This window comes from Pseudomonas mohnii, from assembly GCF_900105115.1.
Lineage (GTDB): Bacteria > Pseudomonadota > Gammaproteobacteria > Pseudomonadales > Pseudomonadaceae > Aquipseudomonas > Aquipseudomonas mohnii.
In genome coordinates, this window is sequence record NZ_FNRV01000001.1 from 5,102,837 (window position 1) to 5,118,863 (window position 16,027).

At 58.9% G+C, this 16,027-nt stretch carries 18 protein-coding genes; 17 read left to right on the forward strand and 1 reads right to left on the reverse strand.

From position 1 onward, the window contains the following. Nucleotides 1-468 precede the first annotated feature (468 nt). From rluC to BLV61_RS23730, 3 genes are read left to right on the forward strand one after another with little or no spacing between them, the layout of a single operon-like run. Nucleotides 469-1,431 (forward strand): 23S rRNA pseudouridine(955/2504/2580) synthase RluC, encoded by a 963-nt coding sequence (rluC, locus tag BLV61_RS23720; protein WP_047526970.1) that lies wholly within the window; start codon nt 469-471, stop codon nt 1,429-1,431. Beyond that, nucleotides 1,418-2,080 carry an HAD-IA family hydrolase gene (locus BLV61_RS23725; RefSeq protein WP_047526971.1) on the forward strand — a complete coding sequence of 221 codons (663 nt, stop codon included), beginning with the start codon at nt 1,418-1,420 and terminating at the stop codon, nt 2,078-2,080. Before rluC ends, BLV61_RS23725 begins: the two co-directional genes overlap by 14 nt. 24 nt (nt 2,081-2,104) lie before the next feature. After that, complete coding sequence (locus tag BLV61_RS23730; protein ID WP_090467768.1) at nt 2,105-3,094, forward strand: S49 family peptidase; 990 nt, start codon at nt 2,105-2,107, stop codon at nt 3,092-3,094. Nucleotides 3,095-3,143: 49 nt separating this feature from the next. Here the strand turns inward: BLV61_RS23730 and BLV61_RS23735 are convergent, their stop codons facing one another. Then, nucleotides 3,144-3,722, reverse strand: coding sequence for a Maf family protein (locus BLV61_RS23735; protein ID WP_090467770.1), 579 nt, complete (start codon nt 3,720-3,722; stop codon nt 3,144-3,146). A 105-nt stretch (nt 3,723-3,827) separates the two neighbouring features. Here BLV61_RS23735 and BLV61_RS23740 point away from each other — a divergent pair, with 105 nt between their 5' ends. From BLV61_RS23740 to BLV61_RS23810, 14 genes are all read left to right on the forward strand, one after another. Continuing rightward, entirely contained in the window at nt 3,828-4,355 is a 528-nt protein-coding gene (locus tag BLV61_RS23740) for a YceD family protein (protein ID WP_007942001.1), read from the forward strand. Between the two features lie 13 nt (nt 4,356-4,368). After that, nucleotides 4,369-4,551 carry a 50S ribosomal protein L32 gene (gene rpmF, locus BLV61_RS23745; protein WP_003179396.1) on the forward strand — a complete coding sequence of 61 codons (183 nt, stop codon included), beginning with the start codon at nt 4,369-4,371 and terminating at the stop codon, nt 4,549-4,551. 4 nt (nt 4,552-4,555) lie between these two features. Beyond that, a complete protein-coding gene (gene plsX, locus BLV61_RS23750; protein ID WP_090467772.1) occupies nt 4,556-5,566 on the forward strand; it encodes a phosphate acyltransferase PlsX in 1,011 nt (336 codons plus the stop codon). A 125-nt stretch (nt 5,567-5,691) separates the two neighbouring features. Further along, on the forward strand, nt 5,692-6,630 hold the full coding sequence (gene fabD, locus BLV61_RS23755; RefSeq protein WP_047526978.1) for an ACP S-malonyltransferase: 939 nt from the start codon (nt 5,692-5,694) through the stop codon (nt 6,628-6,630). Nucleotides 6,631-6,646: 16 nt separating this feature from the next. Then, nucleotides 6,647-7,390, forward strand: coding sequence for a 3-oxoacyl-ACP reductase FabG (gene fabG, locus BLV61_RS23760; protein ID WP_047526979.1), 744 nt, complete (start codon nt 6,647-6,649; stop codon nt 7,388-7,390). 191 nt (nt 7,391-7,581) lie between these two features. Next, the gene (gene acpP / locus BLV61_RS23765; protein ID WP_024076962.1) at nt 7,582-7,818 is read left to right on the forward strand and encodes an acyl carrier protein; all 237 of its coding nucleotides are present in this window, start codon (nt 7,582-7,584) and stop codon (nt 7,816-7,818) included. A 109-nt stretch (nt 7,819-7,927) separates the two neighbouring features. Then, complete coding sequence (gene fabF, locus BLV61_RS23770) at nt 7,928-9,172, forward strand: beta-ketoacyl-ACP synthase II (protein ID WP_047526983.1); 1,245 nt, start codon at nt 7,928-7,930, stop codon at nt 9,170-9,172. After that, nucleotides 9,172-9,987, forward strand: a complete 816-nt coding sequence (gene pabC / locus BLV61_RS23775) for an aminodeoxychorismate lyase (RefSeq protein WP_090467774.1) — start codon at nt 9,172-9,174, stop codon at nt 9,985-9,987. The genes fabF and pabC overlap by 1 nt, the downstream gene beginning before the upstream one ends. A 3-nt stretch (nt 9,988-9,990) precedes the next feature. Further along, the gene (gene mltG, locus BLV61_RS23780; RefSeq protein WP_090467776.1) at nt 9,991-11,193 is read left to right on the forward strand and encodes an endolytic transglycosylase MltG; all 1,203 of its coding nucleotides are present in this window, start codon (nt 9,991-9,993) and stop codon (nt 11,191-11,193) included. A gap of 19 nt (nt 11,194-11,212) precedes the next feature. Then, nucleotides 11,213-11,845, forward strand: coding sequence for a dTMP kinase (gene tmk / locus BLV61_RS23785; RefSeq protein ID WP_090467778.1), 633 nt, complete (start codon nt 11,213-11,215; stop codon nt 11,843-11,845). Next, the gene (locus BLV61_RS23790) at nt 11,838-12,824 is read left to right on the forward strand and encodes a DNA polymerase III subunit delta' (protein WP_090467780.1); all 987 of its coding nucleotides are present in this window, start codon (nt 11,838-11,840) and stop codon (nt 12,822-12,824) included. Before tmk ends, BLV61_RS23790 begins: the two co-directional genes overlap by 8 nt. A gap of 162 nt (nt 12,825-12,986) precedes the next feature. Next, on the forward strand, nt 12,987-13,775 hold the full coding sequence (locus BLV61_RS23800) for a TatD family hydrolase (RefSeq protein ID WP_047526989.1): 789 nt from the start codon (nt 12,987-12,989) through the stop codon (nt 13,773-13,775). A 387-nt stretch (nt 13,776-14,162) separates the two neighbouring features. Next, nucleotides 14,163-14,801: a TetR/AcrR family transcriptional regulator gene (locus tag BLV61_RS23805; protein WP_047526990.1), complete on the forward strand. Its 639-nt coding sequence runs from the start codon at nt 14,163-14,165 to the stop codon at nt 14,799-14,801. 138 nt (nt 14,802-14,939) lie between these two features. Further along, complete coding sequence (locus tag BLV61_RS23810) at nt 14,940-15,908, forward strand: GTP 3',8-cyclase MoaA (protein WP_047526991.1); 969 nt, start codon at nt 14,940-14,942, stop codon at nt 15,906-15,908. Nucleotides 15,909-16,027: the final 119 nt, after the last annotated feature.

Consider the following 16,027-nt stretch of genomic DNA (forward strand, 5'->3'; position numbering starts at 1 on the left):
ATTGCTACACAGTCCAGCGGTTGTGCATCTCCACCCTACACGTATCCCTGATAATTCGGGTGCTGCCGCGCGCAGAATCCGCAGCGGGTTGGCATTTACCGTGAGCTCCGATAGGGGAGGTCACGCATCATGGCTAATTTAGGCGTTGTTTCCGAAGCATTCGCTCGGGGTCATTCGCAGCTGACTGCACTTTGTGAACTGGCCATGAATATTGGCTCGCAAGACGAGTGAAAACTCTGCTTTGCGGTTTGATTCAGGCCTCATGTCACCTGCGCTTGTTACAACTGCAAACTCCACCGTTACGCAGCGAAAGCCCCGTAGGACGGCCTCGCGTCCTGGTGAATTGCGTTGGTCAGGGTCGGTTTTTGACCGTTGGTCCGCTGTCCAGGCCGCTTTTGGCGGCGTTCGCGACTATAGCAGCAATGATTAAGTGCTTCAATTCCATAAAAAATTGTTATCATCCGCGGCATGACGACTACAGCCCCCTCGACCCCAAGCGTACAACTGCTTGAGGTCTCGCCGGAATATGCCGGCCAACGTATTGATAACTTCCTTCTCGCTCGGCTCAAAGGCGTGCCCAAGACCCTGATTTACCGCATTTTGCGCAAGGGCGAAGTGCGGGTGAACAAGGGGCGGATCAAGCCCGAATACAAGCTGCAGGCGGGCGATATCGTGCGCGTGCCGCCGGTTCGCGTGCCTGAGCGCGACGAACCGGTGCCGCTGGCCCAAGGCCTGCTGCAGCGACTCGAAGCCTCGATTGTCTATGAAGACAAGGCGCTGATCGTGATCAACAAGCCTGCTGGCATCGCTGTTCACGGCGGTAGTGGCTTGAATTACGGCGTCATCGAAGCCTTTCGTCAGTTGCGCCCCGATTGCAAGGAACTGGAACTGGTTCACCGTCTTGATCGTGACACTTCCGGGCTGCTGATGATCGCCAAGAAGCGCAGCATGTTGCGTCACTTGCACACCGCATTGCGCGGTGATGGTGTCGATAAGCGCTACATGGCGCTGGTTCGTGGCAACTGGGCGAGCTCGATCAAGCAAGTCCGTGCGGCGCTCGGCAAGAGCAATCTGCGCTCCGGCGAGCGCATGGTCGAGGTCGACGAGGAGGAGGGCAAGGAGTCTGTGACCGTGTTCAAGGTCCTGCGTCGCTTTGGCGACTTTGCCACCCTGATCGAAGCCAAGCCGATCACCGGCCGCACTCACCAGATCCGCGTCCACACGTTGCACGCCGGGCACTGCATCGCCGGCGATACCAAGTACGGCGATGACGATTTCAGTAAGGAAATTCGCGACCTGGGCGGCAAGCGCCTGTTCCTGCACGCCTACATGCTGACCGTGCCGCTGCCCGATGGCGGTGAACTCAAGTTGCAGGCGCCGGTCGATGAAATGTGGGCCAAGACCGTGGAGCGATTGAGTGCGCCCATCTGATTACAAGCTGCTGATTTTCGATTGGGATGGCACGCTCGCCGATTCCATTGGTCGGATTGTCGAAGCGATGCATGTGGCATCGGAGCGAACCGGTTTTCCGTTGCGTGATGATTTCGCCGTCAAAGGCATCATCGGGCTTGGTCTGCCGGAAGCGATCCGCACCTTGTATCCCGAAATCGGCGATGCCGAGCTGATAGCCTTTCGTCAGCATTACGCGGATCACTACATCGCATCGGAAGCTGTGCCTTCGCCGTTGTTCGAAGGTGTGGTCGAGTCGCTCGAAGCGTTTCGTGCCGAGGGCTATCATCTGGCTGTGGCGACCGGCAAGGCCCGTCGCGGGCTGGACCGGGTACTGAAATCCCATGGCTGGGAAGATTATTTCGACATCACTCGTGCGGCTGACGAGACCGCCAGCAAGCCGCATCCGCTGATGCTTGAGCAGATCCTGGCTCATTGTCAGGTGGCTCCCGCGCAGGCGCTGATGGTTGGCGACTCGTCGTTCGATCTGCAGATGGCGCGCAATGCCGGGATGGATTCGGTGGCGGTCAGCTACGGTGCTCAATCGATCGAGGCGCTGAAGCTGTTCGGGCCGCGGCTGGCGGTTGATCGCTTTTCAGAATTGCATGCCTGGCTGAGTCAGCGGGCTTAATACGTTGTTGCTGGGGTAGATGGCATGACCGACGAATGGAAAGCGCCCGCCAAGTCGAGCGCAGAGAGCGGTGACGAGAAAAGCTGGAAGCTGCTGGAAAAGACGCTGCTGGCCAGCGTGCAGGAACAGCGTCGGTCCCGTCGCTGGGGGATTTTCTTCAAGTTGCTGACGTTTGTGTATCTGTTTGGTGCGCTGGCCCTGTTCACGCCGCTGATGGACATGGAAAAAGCCGCCACCCGCAGCGCCCATTACACCGCGTTGATCGACGTGACGGGCATGATCGCCGACAAGGAGCCGGCCAGCGCCGACAATATCGTTGGAAGCCTGCGAGCGGCCTTCGAGGACGATAAGGTCAAGGGCGTGATCCTGCGAATCAACAGTCCGGGTGGCAGTCCGGTGCAGTCAGGTTACGTCTATGACGAGATTCGCCGTCTGCGTGGCCTGCATCCGGATACCAAGCTCTATGCGGTGATTTCGGATCTGGGGGCTTCCGGCGCGTATTACATTGCCAGTGCGGCCGATCAGATCTACGCCGACAAAGCGAGCCTGGTGGGTTCCATCGGCGTCACGGCGGCCGGTTACGGCTTTGTCGGTACCATGGAGAAGCTGGGGGTCGAGCGTCGCACCTACACTTCTGGCGAGCACAAGTCGTTCCTTGATCCGTTCCAGCCGCAAAAACCGGAAGAGACGGCGTTTTGGCAGGGTGTGCTCGATACCACTCACAATCAGTTCATCAACAGCGTCAAGCAGGGGCGGGGTGATCGCCTGAAGGACAAAGAGCATCCTGAGCTGTTCTCCGGTCTGGTCTGGTCTGGCGAGCAAGCATTGCCGCTGGGGCTGATCGATGGCCTGGGCAATGCCAGTTCGGTAGCCCGGGATGTGATCGGCGAAAAAGAGCTGGTGGACTTCACGGTTCAGGAGTCGCCGTTCGATCGCTTCTCGAAAAAGCTCGGCGCCAGCGTTGCTGAGCATTTGGCGATGTGGATGGGTTTCAAGGGTCCATCACTGCGTTGATCTTTTGGATGCTCAAAAAAACCGGCCCGTTTGGCCGGTTTTTTGTGGCTCAGGGAATTTGCACGCCTTCAGTCAGCAGCATGTCGACAAGGCGGATCAGCGGTAATCCGATCAGGCTGGTGGCGTCCGGGCCTTCGGTGCTTTGGAACAGGCTCACGCCCAGGCCTTCGGCTTTGAAGCTGCCAGCGCAGTCGTAGGGTTGTTCGGCGCGCAGATAGCGCTCGATGCGGGCGTTGTCGAGTGTGCGCATGTGCACGGTGAACGGTATGCAATCGATCTGGCAGCGACCGGTCTGGCTATTGAGCAGTGCCAGGCCCGTCAGGAAGGTCACGCTGGCACCGCTGGCGGCCAGCAGTTGTTCGCGGGCCTTTTCGAAGGTGTGGGGCTTGCCGATGATGCTGTCCCCGAGCACGGCAACCTGGTCGGAGCCAATGATCAAGTGAGCGCTGTGACGGCCGGTCAATGCGCGGGCTTTTTCCTCGGCGAGGCGCTTGACCAGATCAACGGCGGTCTCTCCCGGGCGATGGCTTTCGTCGATATCCGGCGAGCTACAGGTAAACGGCAGTTGCAGGCGGGCCAGCAATTCCCGGCGATATACCGAGCTGGAAGCGAGTAATAAAGGCAGCATGGGCAACTCCAAAAGGCAGGCGGGAATTCTAGCGAGCCTTCCAAGTGACGGACAGGGCTGAATTTCCTTTGACATGGGCGGGGGCATCCCTATAATGCTGCGCCTATGTTGAATGACCCGATTCCACCTCACGTTGACCCGCGCAAATTGGCTGACCGTGGCACCACCCTTCAAGGTGAAATGCTGCTGGCCGATTTGGAGAGACTCTGCGACCCGCTTTCCGACAATGTCGGTACGGTGCAGGCTAAATTCGTTTTTGAACGAGATGAACGTAAATCTGTGGTCATCCACAGCTTTATCGACACTGAAGTCAAAATGGTTTGCCAGCGTTGTCTTGAGCTGGTCACCCTGCCGATCCATAGCGAATGCAGTTATGCTGTGGTGAAGGAGGGTGCGAATACCCAGTCGTTGCCGAAAGGTTATGACGTGCTGGAACTGGGCGAAGATCCATTGGATCTGCAGTCACTGATCGAGGAGGAGCTTCTGCTCGCCTTGCCCATTGTGCCTGCTCATCATCCGGAAGAATGCCAGCAGCCGGCGGGAGCAGATGAGCCCGAACCGAGCGAGGACGAGGTAACGCGGTCCAACCCGTTCAGTGTATTGGCGCAGTTAAAGCGTGACCCAAACGTTTAGGAGTTAATCAATTATGGCTGTTCAGCAGAACAAAAAATCCCGCTCTGCCCGTGACATGCGCCGTTCGCACGACGCTCTTGAGGCTAGCACTCTGTCTGTAGAAAAAACCACTGGTGAAGTTCACCTGCGTCACCACGTATCGCCAGAAGGCGTATACCGTGGCCGTAAAGTGATCGACAAGGGCGCTGACGAGTAATCACTTGTCCGCTCAAGTCATCGCGATTGACGCAATGGGCGGGGACTTCGGTCCCCGCAGCATTGTCCAGGCCAGCCTTGCTTGCCTGTCTGCTACACCCTCGCTACACCTGACCCTCGTCGGTCAAGCCTCCCTCCTTGAAGAATTGATCGCTGGCCATTCGGCTGTGGATCGCGCTCGCCTGTCGATTACACCTGCGTCCGAATTCATCACCATGGACGAAAAACCGGCCCAGGCCCTGCGCGGCAAGCCTGATTCCTCGATGCGCGTGGCGCTTGAGTTGCTGCGTGACGGCAAGGTCCAGGCCTGTGTCAGTGCTGGCAACACCGGTGCGTTGATGGCGTTGTCGCGGTTTGTGCTCAAGACCTTGCCTGGCATTGATCGGCCCGCCATGATCGCGGCGATTCCGACGCAGAAAGGGTACTGCCAGTTACTCGACCTGGGTGCGAATGTCGATTGCAGTGCCGAGCACTTGTTGCAGTTCGCGGTGATGGGGTCTGTCGCGGCAGAAACCCTCGGTATTGTTCGTCCGCGTGTAGCGCTGCTGAATATCGGCACTGAAGACATCAAGGGCAACCAGCAGGTCAAACTGGCGGCAACGTTGTTGCAGAATGCCCGTGGCATCAATTACATCGGTTTCATTGAGGGTGACGGCTTGTACCGTGGTGAGGCGGATGTCGTGGTGTGTGATGGCTTTGTCGGCAATATCCTGCTCAAATCCAGCGAAGGCTTGGCCACCATGATTGCCGGACGCATCGAGGCATTGTTCAAGAAAACCCTGATGTCGCGAATGGTCGGTGCATTGGCGCTGCCGTTGATGAAGCGCCTGCAGGCGGATCTGGCTCCGGCGCGGCATAATGGCGCAAGCTTTTTGGGGTTGCAGGGGATTGTGGTGAAAAGTCACGGTTCTGCCGGAGTGCAGGGCTTTCAGAGTGCCATTCAGCGTGCCCTGATCGAGATTCAGGAAAACCTGCCTGAACGGCTTCACGGTCGTCTTGCGGATTTGTTGCTTTAGGCGTTTTCGTCGGACAATGCTTAAATGTGACCGCTCAGTTCAATTGGCCATCCAACTGTCAGTTTCTTGCGTCCCCCAAGAGGGACGTCAATTCTCCGACGACAAGATCATTAGGGGCTTGTTACATGTCTGCTTCCCTCGCATTCGTCTTTCCGGGACAGGGTTCGCAGTCCCTCGGCATGCTGGCCGAGTTGGGCGCGCAACATCCGGTTGTCCTCGAAACATTCAAAGAAGCTTCCGATGCTCTGGGTTACGACCTGTGGGCACTGACCCAGCAAGGGCCGGAAGAGCAACTCAATCAAACCGATAAGACCCAGCCGGCCATTCTGACCGCCTCGATCGCCCTGTGGCGTCTGTGGCTGGCTGAAGGTGGTGCGCGTCCAGCCTACGTGGCCGGTCACAGCCTGGGTGAATACAGCGCGCTGGTCGCGGCGGGCAGCCTGAGCCTGGGCGATGCAGTGAAGCTGGTCGAGCGTCGTGGCCAACTGATGCAGGAAGCCGTTCCGGCCGGGCAGGGTGGCATGGCCGCCATCCTCGGGCTGGACGATGCTGACGTAGTGGCGGCCTGTGCTGAAGCGGCACAAGGCGAAGTGGTCAGCGCGGTCAACTTCAACTCCCCGGGCCAGGTGGTTATCGCCGGTGCCAAGGCGGCGGTCGAGCGCGCCATCGAAGGCTGCAAGGCCCGTGGTGCCAAGCGAGCCATGCCACTGCCGGTCAGTGTGCCGTCCCATTGCGAGCTGATGCGCCCGGCCGCCGAGCGTTTCGCTGAGTCGATCGCGGCGATCGACTGGCAGGCGCCGCAGATTCCGGTGGTGCAGAACGTCAGTGCCGAGGTGCCGGCCGATCTGCAAACCCTCAAGCGCGATCTGCTTGAACAGCTCTACAAGCCTGTGCGCTGGGTCGAATCGGTCCAGGCACTGGCGGCCAAGGGGGCAACTCAATTGGTCGAATGCGGCCCGGGCAAAGTGCTGGCCGGTCTGAACAAACGCTGCGCCGAAGGCGTATCGACTTCCAACCTCAATACCCCAGACGCTTTCGCTGCCGCTCGTGCAGCGCTGGCCTGAATCAGGAGAAGCTTGCATGAGTCTGCAAGGTAAAGTTGCACTGGTCACTGGTGCAAGCCGCGGTATCGGCCAGGCTATCGCCCTGGAACTGGGTCGTCAGGGCGCCATCGTTGTGGGCACCGCGACCTCCGCTTCGGGTGCCGAGCGCATTGCCGCCACCCTGAAGGAAAATGGCATTCAGGGCACTGGCCTGGAACTCAATGTCACCAGCGACGAGTCCGTGGCGGCTGTCCTGGCGAGCATTCAGGAGCAGTTCGGTGCGCCGGCGATTCTGGTCAATAATGCCGGCATCACCCGCGATAACCTGATGATGCGCATGAAAGACGACGAGTGGCATGACGTTGTCGATACCAACCTGAACAGTCTGTTCCGCCTGTCCAAGGGCGTTTTGCGTGGCATGACCAAGGCCCGTTGGGGACGAATTATCAGTATTGGCTCGGTTGTGGGTGCCATGGGCAACGCAGGCCAAGTAAACTACGCTGCCGCCAAGGCCGGTCTGGAAGGTTTCAGTCGTGCACTGGCGCGTGAAGTCGGTTCGCGTTCGATTACGGTAAACTCGGTGGCCCCAGGGTTCATCGATACCGATATGACCCGCGAACTGCCCGAGGCGCAGCGTGAAGCCTTGCAGGCGCAGATTCCGCTGGGTCGTCTGGGGCAAGCACAAGAGATCGCGTCTGTGGTCGCTTTTCTTGCGTCCGACGGTGCGGCATACGTTACTGGGGCTACAATCCCGGTGAACGGCGGGATGTACATGAGTTAAATGTGACGGATTGCTTCAAAAAAATGTCATACGAGCTGTCTAAAATCCGTTATAAAGCTGCAATCTATTTATAGGCAGAGGGCTGCAGGGTTTGAGGAGTGAAGCTTTCAGTTGAAAAGCTGAAAAGTCTTTCTATACACTTACCCACTGGCCAGCTGCCTGAATTTGTCCATTAGGAGTGAAAACAAGGTATGAGCACCATCGAAGAGCGCGTCAAGAAAATCGTTGCCGAGCAACTGGGCGTTAAAGAAGAAGAAGTGATCAACACTGCCTCCTTCGTTGAAGACCTGGGTGCTGACTCCCTTGACACCGTTGAGCTGGTGATGGCTCTGGAAGAGGAATTCGAGACCGAAATCCCTGACGAAGAAGCTGAGAAGATCACTACTGTACAAGCTGCAATCGACTACGTTACTAGCCACCAGGCGTAATAGTTTGTAATCGTTGCTTGCTGTCATGGAAAAACCGCACTGCTATCACGGCGTGCGGTTTTTTCTTTAGGCCTGATGCAAAGTCGTCATTTCAAAAAAGGAGAGTGCTGTGTCGCGTAGACGCGTCGTAGTCACCGGTATGGGTATGTTGTCGCCACTGGGCACGGATGTGCCAAGCAGCTGGCAGGGCATTCTGGCTGGCCGCAGTGGCATTGGTCTGATCGAACACACCGACCTTTCTGCCTATTCCACCCGTTTTGGCGGCTCGGTAAAGGGTTTCAATGTCGAGGAATACCTGTCGGTCAAGGAAGCCCGCAAGCTCGACTTGTTCATTCAGTACGGCCTGGCCGCAGGTTTTCAGGCGGTACGCAATGCCGGCCTGGAAGTCACCGATGCCAACCGTGAGCGCATTGGCGTCGCCATGGGCTCGGGCATTGGCGGACTGACCAATATCGAAGAAACCAGCCGTACCTTGCATGATTCCGGCCCACGACGGATTTCGCCGTTTTTCGTGCCTGGCTCGATCATCAATATGATTTCCGGTTTCCTGTCGATCCACTTGGGTGCACAGGGACCTAACTACGCCATCGCCACCGCATGTACCACGGGTACGCACTGCATTGGCATGGCTGCACGCAACATCATGTACGACGAAGCTGACGTGATGATTGCCGGCGGCTCCGAAATGGCGGCCTGTGGCCTGGGCATGGGCGGCTTCGGTGCCTCTCGCGCCTTGTCGACCCGCAATGACGAACCGGCCCGCGCCAGCCGCCCATGGGACAAGGGCCGTGATGGCTTCGTGCTTTCCGATGGTGCCGGTGCGCTGGTTCTTGAAGAGCTGGAACACGCCAAGGCCCGCGGCGCGACCATCTATGCCGAACTGATCGGTTTCGGCACCAGTGGCGATGCCTATCACATGACCTCGCCTCCGGCTGATGGCGCCGGTGCTGCGCGCTGCATCACCAATGCCTTGCGCGACGCCAGGATCAATGGCGATCAAGTGCAGTACATCAACGCCCATGGCACCTCGACGCCTGCTGGCGACCTGGCGGAAGCCAATGCGATCCGTTCGGTGTTCGGCGATCACGCCTACAAGCTGGCCGTCAGTTCGACCAAATCCATGACCGGTCACCTGCTGGGTGCGGCGGGCGCGGTCGAGGCGATCTTCAGCGTGCTGGCGATCAACAGTCAGGTGGCGCCACCGACCATCAACCTCGATGAACCGGACGAAGGTTGCGATCTCGATTTTGTGCCGCACACCGCGCGCAACATGGATATCGATGTCGTCCTCTCCAACTCCTTCGGTTTTGGCGGTACCAACGGCTCGCTGGTATTCCGCCGGTTCGCAGGCTGATGGACAGCTGGGTCGACGGTCAGCCGGCTGACGCTTTGTCGCTGAAGGATCGCGGCCTGGCTTATGGTGATGGTCTGTTCGAGACCATTGCCGTGCGGCGTGGCCTTCCAGTGTTGCTGGACCGCCATCTGCAGCGTTTGGCGAAGGGGTGCCAGCGGTTGGCGATCAACCTTGATCGTGATGCGATGGCCACGGAGCTGCTGGCCTACGCCAGGGAGCTGGACGAAGGTGTGCTCAAGCTGATCGTGACTCGCGGCGATGGCTTGCGTGGCTACGCTTTCGATCCTTCAGCCCAGGCCCGACGTATCCTGTCTGGTAATCCTCCAGCCGTTTATCCAGCCGCCCATGCTGAGCAGGGTGTTCGTCTGTTCCCCTGCACGACACGACTTTCCATTCAGCCATTGCTCGCCGGTCTCAAGCACTTGAACCGCCTCGAACAGGTGATCGCCCGCGCCGAATGGCGAGACACCGAACATGCCGAAGGCCTGATGCTCGATCAGGCGGGGCGCGTGATCGAAGGTGTGTTCAGTAACCTGTTCCTCGTACGCAATGGCGAGTTGATCACGGCCGATCTGAAACGTTGCGGCGTGGAAGGTGTGATGCGTGCCGAGATATTGTTTCAAGCCGAGTCATTGGGCATTCCCACGCAAATCACCGATATCACCCTCGAACAGCTGCAATGGGCTGACGAAGTCTTTGTCTGCAACAGCGTGTATGGTATTTGGCCCGTGCATGCCTATGCCGCACTGAGCTGGCCGGTTGGGCCGCTCACCCGTAAACTCCAAATCATTGCCCGTGCGCTATTGGATGCTTGATACGTGAGACGTAAATTCTTGCTGCTGCTGGAAACCGGACTGGTTCTGGCAGGGCTGATGTTGGGCGCTTCTGCCTGGAAAGTTCATTCGGCGCTGGTGCAGCCGCTGAATATCGCTCAGGAAGAACTGCTGGAGGTGCCCAAGGGCACCACGCCGACCCGCACCTTCTACCGACTCGAAGCCGATGGCGTCATCAAGGACGCTTTTTGGCTGCGCCTGTACTGGCGTTTCAATCTACCGAAACAACCCTTGCACAGCGGCGAATACCGCATGCTTCCCGGCATGACCGTAGAAGGTCTGATCGATCTGTGGAAGCGTGGAGAAATGGTGCAGTACAGCGTAACCCTGGTCGAAGGCTGGAACTTCCATCAGGTTCGCGCCGCCTTGGCCAAGGAAGAGAAACTCGATCACACCCTGGACGGCCTGAGCGACACCCAGGTCATGGATAAGCTCGGCCATGGCGGAATTTTCCCTGAGGGACGATTCTTCCCTGACACCTATCGCTTCGTTCGTGGAATGTCCGACGCAGAACTGCTGAAAACAGCCTATGACCGTCTCAATGAAGTGCTCGCCAAGGAATGGGAGCGGCGTGCCCCTGATGCGCCCTACACCGAGCCCTATCAGGCGTTGATCATGGCCTCGCTGGTGGAAAAGGAAACCGGCGTGCCACAGGAACGCGGGCAGATCGCGGGTGTATTTGTGCGGCGGATGGCGATCGGCATGTTGCTGCAGACCGACCCGACGGTGATCTACGGCCTTGGTGATCGGTACAGCGGCAAATTGACCCGCGCCCATCTCAAGGAGCCAACGCCGTACAACACCTATGTGATTGCCGGCCTGCCGCCGACCCCGATCGCCATGGTCGGCCGTGAAGCGATTCATGCGGCGTTGAATCCGGTGGCTGGCAACAGCCTGTATTTTGTCGCTCGTGGCGATGGCAGCCACGTGTTCTCCGATGACCTGGATGCCCACAACAACGCCGTGCGCGAGTTCCAGCTCAAGCGTCGTGCCGATTACCGCTCCAGCCCGGCGCCCGCCACCGTACCCGACACGCAGGAGACCCCGGCCGCGGAAGGCCAGGCGATTCCGGCTGCTTCACCCGATCCGGCCCCGGAAGCCCTGTCGCCAGTGCCGGCGCAAGATCCCGCACCTGCGCCAGCGACTGCTCCGGAGCCGGACGCAGCCGCCCCGCAAAGCCCGCAATGACTCTGACTAAGGACTGCCTGTGACTGGCTTGTTTATTACGCTGGAAGGCCCGGAAGGCGCCGGCAAGAGCACCAATCGCGAATACCTGGCCGAGCGCCTGCGCGCCGCCGGTATTGAGGTCGTGCTGACTCGCGAACCGGGCGGTACGCCACTGGCCGAGCGTATCCGCGAAGTGCTGTTGGCACCGGTTGAAGAGCAGATGAACCCGGACACCGAATTGCTGCTGGTCTTCGCCGCGCGGGCCCAGCATCTGGCCGAGGTGATCCGCCCTGCGCTGGCTCGGGGTGCTGTGGTGCTCTGTGATCGTTTTACCGATTCGACCTACGCCTATCAGGGCGGTGGCCGCGGCTTGTCGCTGGAGCGTATCGCGACACTGGAAACCTTCGTGCAGGGCGATCTGCGTCCCGACCTGACACTGATTTTCGACCTGCCGGTAGAAGTGGGCCTGGCCCGTGCCAGTGCGCGGGGTCGTCTCGATCGCTTCGAGCTCGAAGGCCGAACCTTTTTCGATGCGGTGCGCAGTGCCTTCCTCAAGCGCGCGGCAGCGGAGCCGGAACGTTATGTATTGGTCGACGCCGCGCAGCCGCTTGCGCAGGTTCAGCAGTCCCTCGATGCCTTGCTGCCGCGTCTGCTGGAGCTGACCCGTGGCTGAAGCCTATCCGTGGCAGGACAGCCTTTGGCACCAGTTGGCCGGTCGTACGCATCACGCCCACGCCTATCTGCTGCATGGCCCGGCCGGGATCGGCAAGCGAGCGCTGGCCGAGCGCCTGATGGCCAGTCTGTTGTGCCAGCGTCCCACTGCGCAGGGCGCTTGCGGTGAATGCAAATCCTGCCTGTTGCTCAAGGCCGGCAGTCACCCCGACAACTACATTCTCGAACCGGAAGAGGCCGACAAGGCCATCAAAGTCGATCAGGTACGTGACCTGGTCAGCTTCGTGGTCCAGACCGCGCAGCTGGGCGGGCGTAAAGTGGTGCTGATCGAGCCCGTCGAATCAATGAACATCAACGCCGCCAACGCCTTGCTCAAAAGCCTTGAAGAGCCGTCTGGCGATACCGTATTGCTGTTGGTCAGCCACCAGCCGAGCCGTTTGCTGCCGACCATCAAGAGTCGCTGCGTGCAGCAGGCTTGCCCGCTACCGAGTGAAGCCATGAGCCTGGCCTGGCTGGCGAAAGCGCTGCCGGATTGCTCGCAAGAAGAGCGTATTGAATTGCTGACCCTGGCGGCCGGTTCGCCATTGGCCGCGGTCAATTTGCAGGCTCAAGGTGTGCGCGAACAACGTGCGCAAGTGGTCGATGGCGTGAAGAAGCTGCTCAAGCAGCAGCAATCGCCGACCCAACTGGCCGAAGGCTGGAATGCGATCCCGTTATTGCTGTTGTTTGACTGGTTCTGCGATTGGTCGAGCCTGATCCTGCGCTATCAGCTGACCCAGGACGAAGAGGGGCTGGGACTGCCGGATATGCGCAAGGTGATTCAATACCTGGCGCAGAAGACCGCGCAGGACAAAGTCCTGAATATCCAGGACTGGATCCTTGCCCAGCGCCAGAAAGTACTGAGCAAGGCCAACCTCAACCGGGTGTTGCTGCTGGAGGCGCTGCTGGTGCAGTGGGCGTCCCTGCCTGCCCAGAGGTAACCTGGACGCTACCTGTCAGCGGTAAGGCGTTACCAGGCCACCGGGGTTGGCGTACAGTTCAACCATGGTGAAAACACTGCCCGCAGTCGAATCGAAATCCATCTGGCCGGAGTCCTCGAGTCCGGCCTTCCCACTCATACGATGTAAGTTGCAGCCCTTTTTATGCTCGTAGATTCCCATTGCCACCTTGATCGCCTTGACCTGGCAGCCCACGACGGATCCCTGGACGCAGCTCTGGATGCCGCTCGTCAACGCGGGGTTGGGCACTTTCTGTGTATCGGCGTCAGCGTCGATAACGCGGCTGATGTCAAAGCGCTGGCCGAGCGTTATGACGACGTCGACTGCTCGGTTGGCGTGCATCCGCTGGATGTGCAGCCGGGAGCGGCGCCTGCGCTGGACTGGCTGTTGCAGGAACTCAATCACCCGCGCGTCGTGGCGATTGGTGAAACCGGTCTGGACTACCACTACGAACCCGAAGCCGCCGAATTGCAGCAGGCGTCTTTTCGACTGCACCTGCAAGCGGCGCAACAAACCGGCAAACCGGTGATCATCCATACCCGTGGTGCCCGTGCAGATACCCTCGACTTGCTGCGTGAAGCGGCGCTGCCCCAGGCGGGCGTTCTGCATTGCTTCACCGAAGACTGGGACATGGCCAAGGCAGCCCTGGACATGGGTTATTACATTTCCCTGTCCGGTATTGTCACTTTCCGCAATGCCGATGCGTTGCGTGATGTGGCCAGCAAAGTCCCGGCCGATCGGTTGCTGGTCGAAACCGACTCGCCGTATCTGGCGCCGATTCCCTATCGTGGCAAGCCGAACCTGCCGCAGTATGTGCGAGAAGTGGCAGAGTTTCTGGCCATGCTGCGCGGTGAACCCTACGAGCGATTTGCCGAGCAGACCACCGAGAACTTCAAGCGATTGTTCCCGCTGGCGCATGTGAAATCAGTTTAAGGTTCGAAGCCGCTTTCGCGAGCAGGCTCGCTCCTACAGGGTTAAATCGCAGGCAAAAAAAACCCGGGTTCTGGGGGGTGAATCCGGGTTAAGACCATTAGGAGTAAAACAATGGCACGCGGTCCGTTGGTACCAATATCGGCGTGACACTTGGGGGAGATGCCCCGCCGACAGTTCAAGTATTGATCACTATTGCGCCCAGTCCAGTTTACCGGACACAGTTTTTAAACAATTTTGGAATACGCCCGCTTCGGAAGCGTTCTCATCAGGCGCAGACCCTGTCCGAATTCATCAGGAAACACAGACATGGTCGGATGATCCGTGCATTTTTGCGTAAGTTAGGCATAATACGCGGCTTCGAATTTTGACCCCTACAGACCTTTTCTTATGCATAAAGAACCTCGTAAGGTCCGTGAGTTTCGCCGCCGCGAGCAGGAAATTCTCGATACCGCGCTCAAGCTGTTCCTCGAACAAGGTGAAGACAGTGTCACCGTCGAGATGATTGCTGATGCCGTCGGTATCGGCAAAGGCACGATCTATAAGCATTTCAAATCCAAGGCCGAGATCTATCTGCGGCTGATGCTCGACTACGAGCGCGATCTGAATGAACTGCTGCATTCGGCCGACGTCGACAAGGACAAGGAAGCCCTGTCGCGCGCCTATTTCGAATTCCGCATGCGTGACCCGCAACGTTATCGGCTGTTCGATCGCCTGGAAGAAAAGGTGGTCAAGGGCAACCAGGTTCCGGAGATGATCGAGGAGTTGCACAAGATCCGCGCCTCGAATTTCGAACGCCTGACCTTGCTGATCAAGGGCCGGATCAGCGAAGGCAAGCTGGAAGACGTGCCGCCTTACTTCCATTACTGCGCATCCTGGGCGCTGGTGCACGGTGCCGTGGCCCTGTATCACTCGCCGTTCTGGAGCAATGTGCTGGAAGATCAGGAAGGCTTCTTCCAGTTCCTGATGGACATCGGCGTTCGCATGGGCAACAAGCGCAAGCGCGACACCGACGCCCCGAGCAGCTGAGCCATTCAGTTGCCTTATGACGCCATGAATTCGTTACATGGTGCGATACCGCAGGAATATACTCAGGCATAGGGCTTGCTAAAACTTGATTTGTGAGTCAAGTTTTAGCGGTTCGATTTTCTTCCGCCGGAGTGATCCATGATCGTTGACCGTCAAGGCAGGCGTTTTCGTAATTTGCGAATCAGTCTGACCTCAGCCTGCAATTACGCTTGTACCTACTGCGTGCCTAACGGCAAGCGGCTGGTGGCTGCGCAGGATGAACTGTCGGCCGAAGCCATGGCGCGCGGCGTGGCCTATCTGATTGAAGCGGCAGGCATCGAGCGCTTGCGCATCACCGGCGGCGAGCCGCTGGTCAGCCCCAAACTCGAAGCCTTCATGACCGCCATCGGGCAGATGGGCCTGGAAGACATCAGCCTGACCACCAATGGCCAACTGCTGGCGAAAAAGCTGCCATTGCTGGTCAATGCCGGCATTCGCCGCATCAACGTTTCCCTCGATACGCTCGACGCCAGCGCCTTTCGCGGCATTGCCCGTGGCGGCGATCTGGCGACGGTACTCGACGGCATGGACCAGGCCAGCGCCGCCGGCATGAAGATCAAGGTCAACATGGTGCCGTTGCGTGGCCAGAACCTTGACCAGGTGATGCCACTGCTCGAGTACTGCCTGGAGCGTGGCTATGAGCTGCGCTTCATCGAATTGATGCGAATGGGCCACCTGGCCAGCGACTCCAATGCCTTCCTGCAGCAGTTTGTCAGCCTTCAGCAGTTGTTGAGCCTGATCGGCGAACGCTACGAATATCTCCAGGCCGATGCCCCACTCGATGCCACGGCCGTGCGTTACGAGATTCCGGGGATGGGCCATTTCGGTGTAATCGCCAACGAAAGCGTGCCGTTCTGTCGCACCTGTTCCAGGCTGCGCCTGTCCTCCACCGGCTGGTTGCATGGCTGTTTGTCCTCGAGCAATCGCCACTACGTCGGCGATCTGTTGGACAAACCGCGTCATCAAGCGCTGCCGGCGCTCCAGCGGCTTTTGGTGAAAGCCTTGGGCGACAAGCAGGAGGTGGCGTTTTCCGGTGGTGCCACAGTCATGAAGATTATCGGCGGCTGAACCGGCCTCATGGCGGGTAAGCCACGCTCCCACAAGCATCTACGTAAAACCTTGTGGGAGAGTGGCTTGCCCGCGATTGCGTTGGATCAGGTGACGATGTCCGTGAGGTGGCGCAAAAG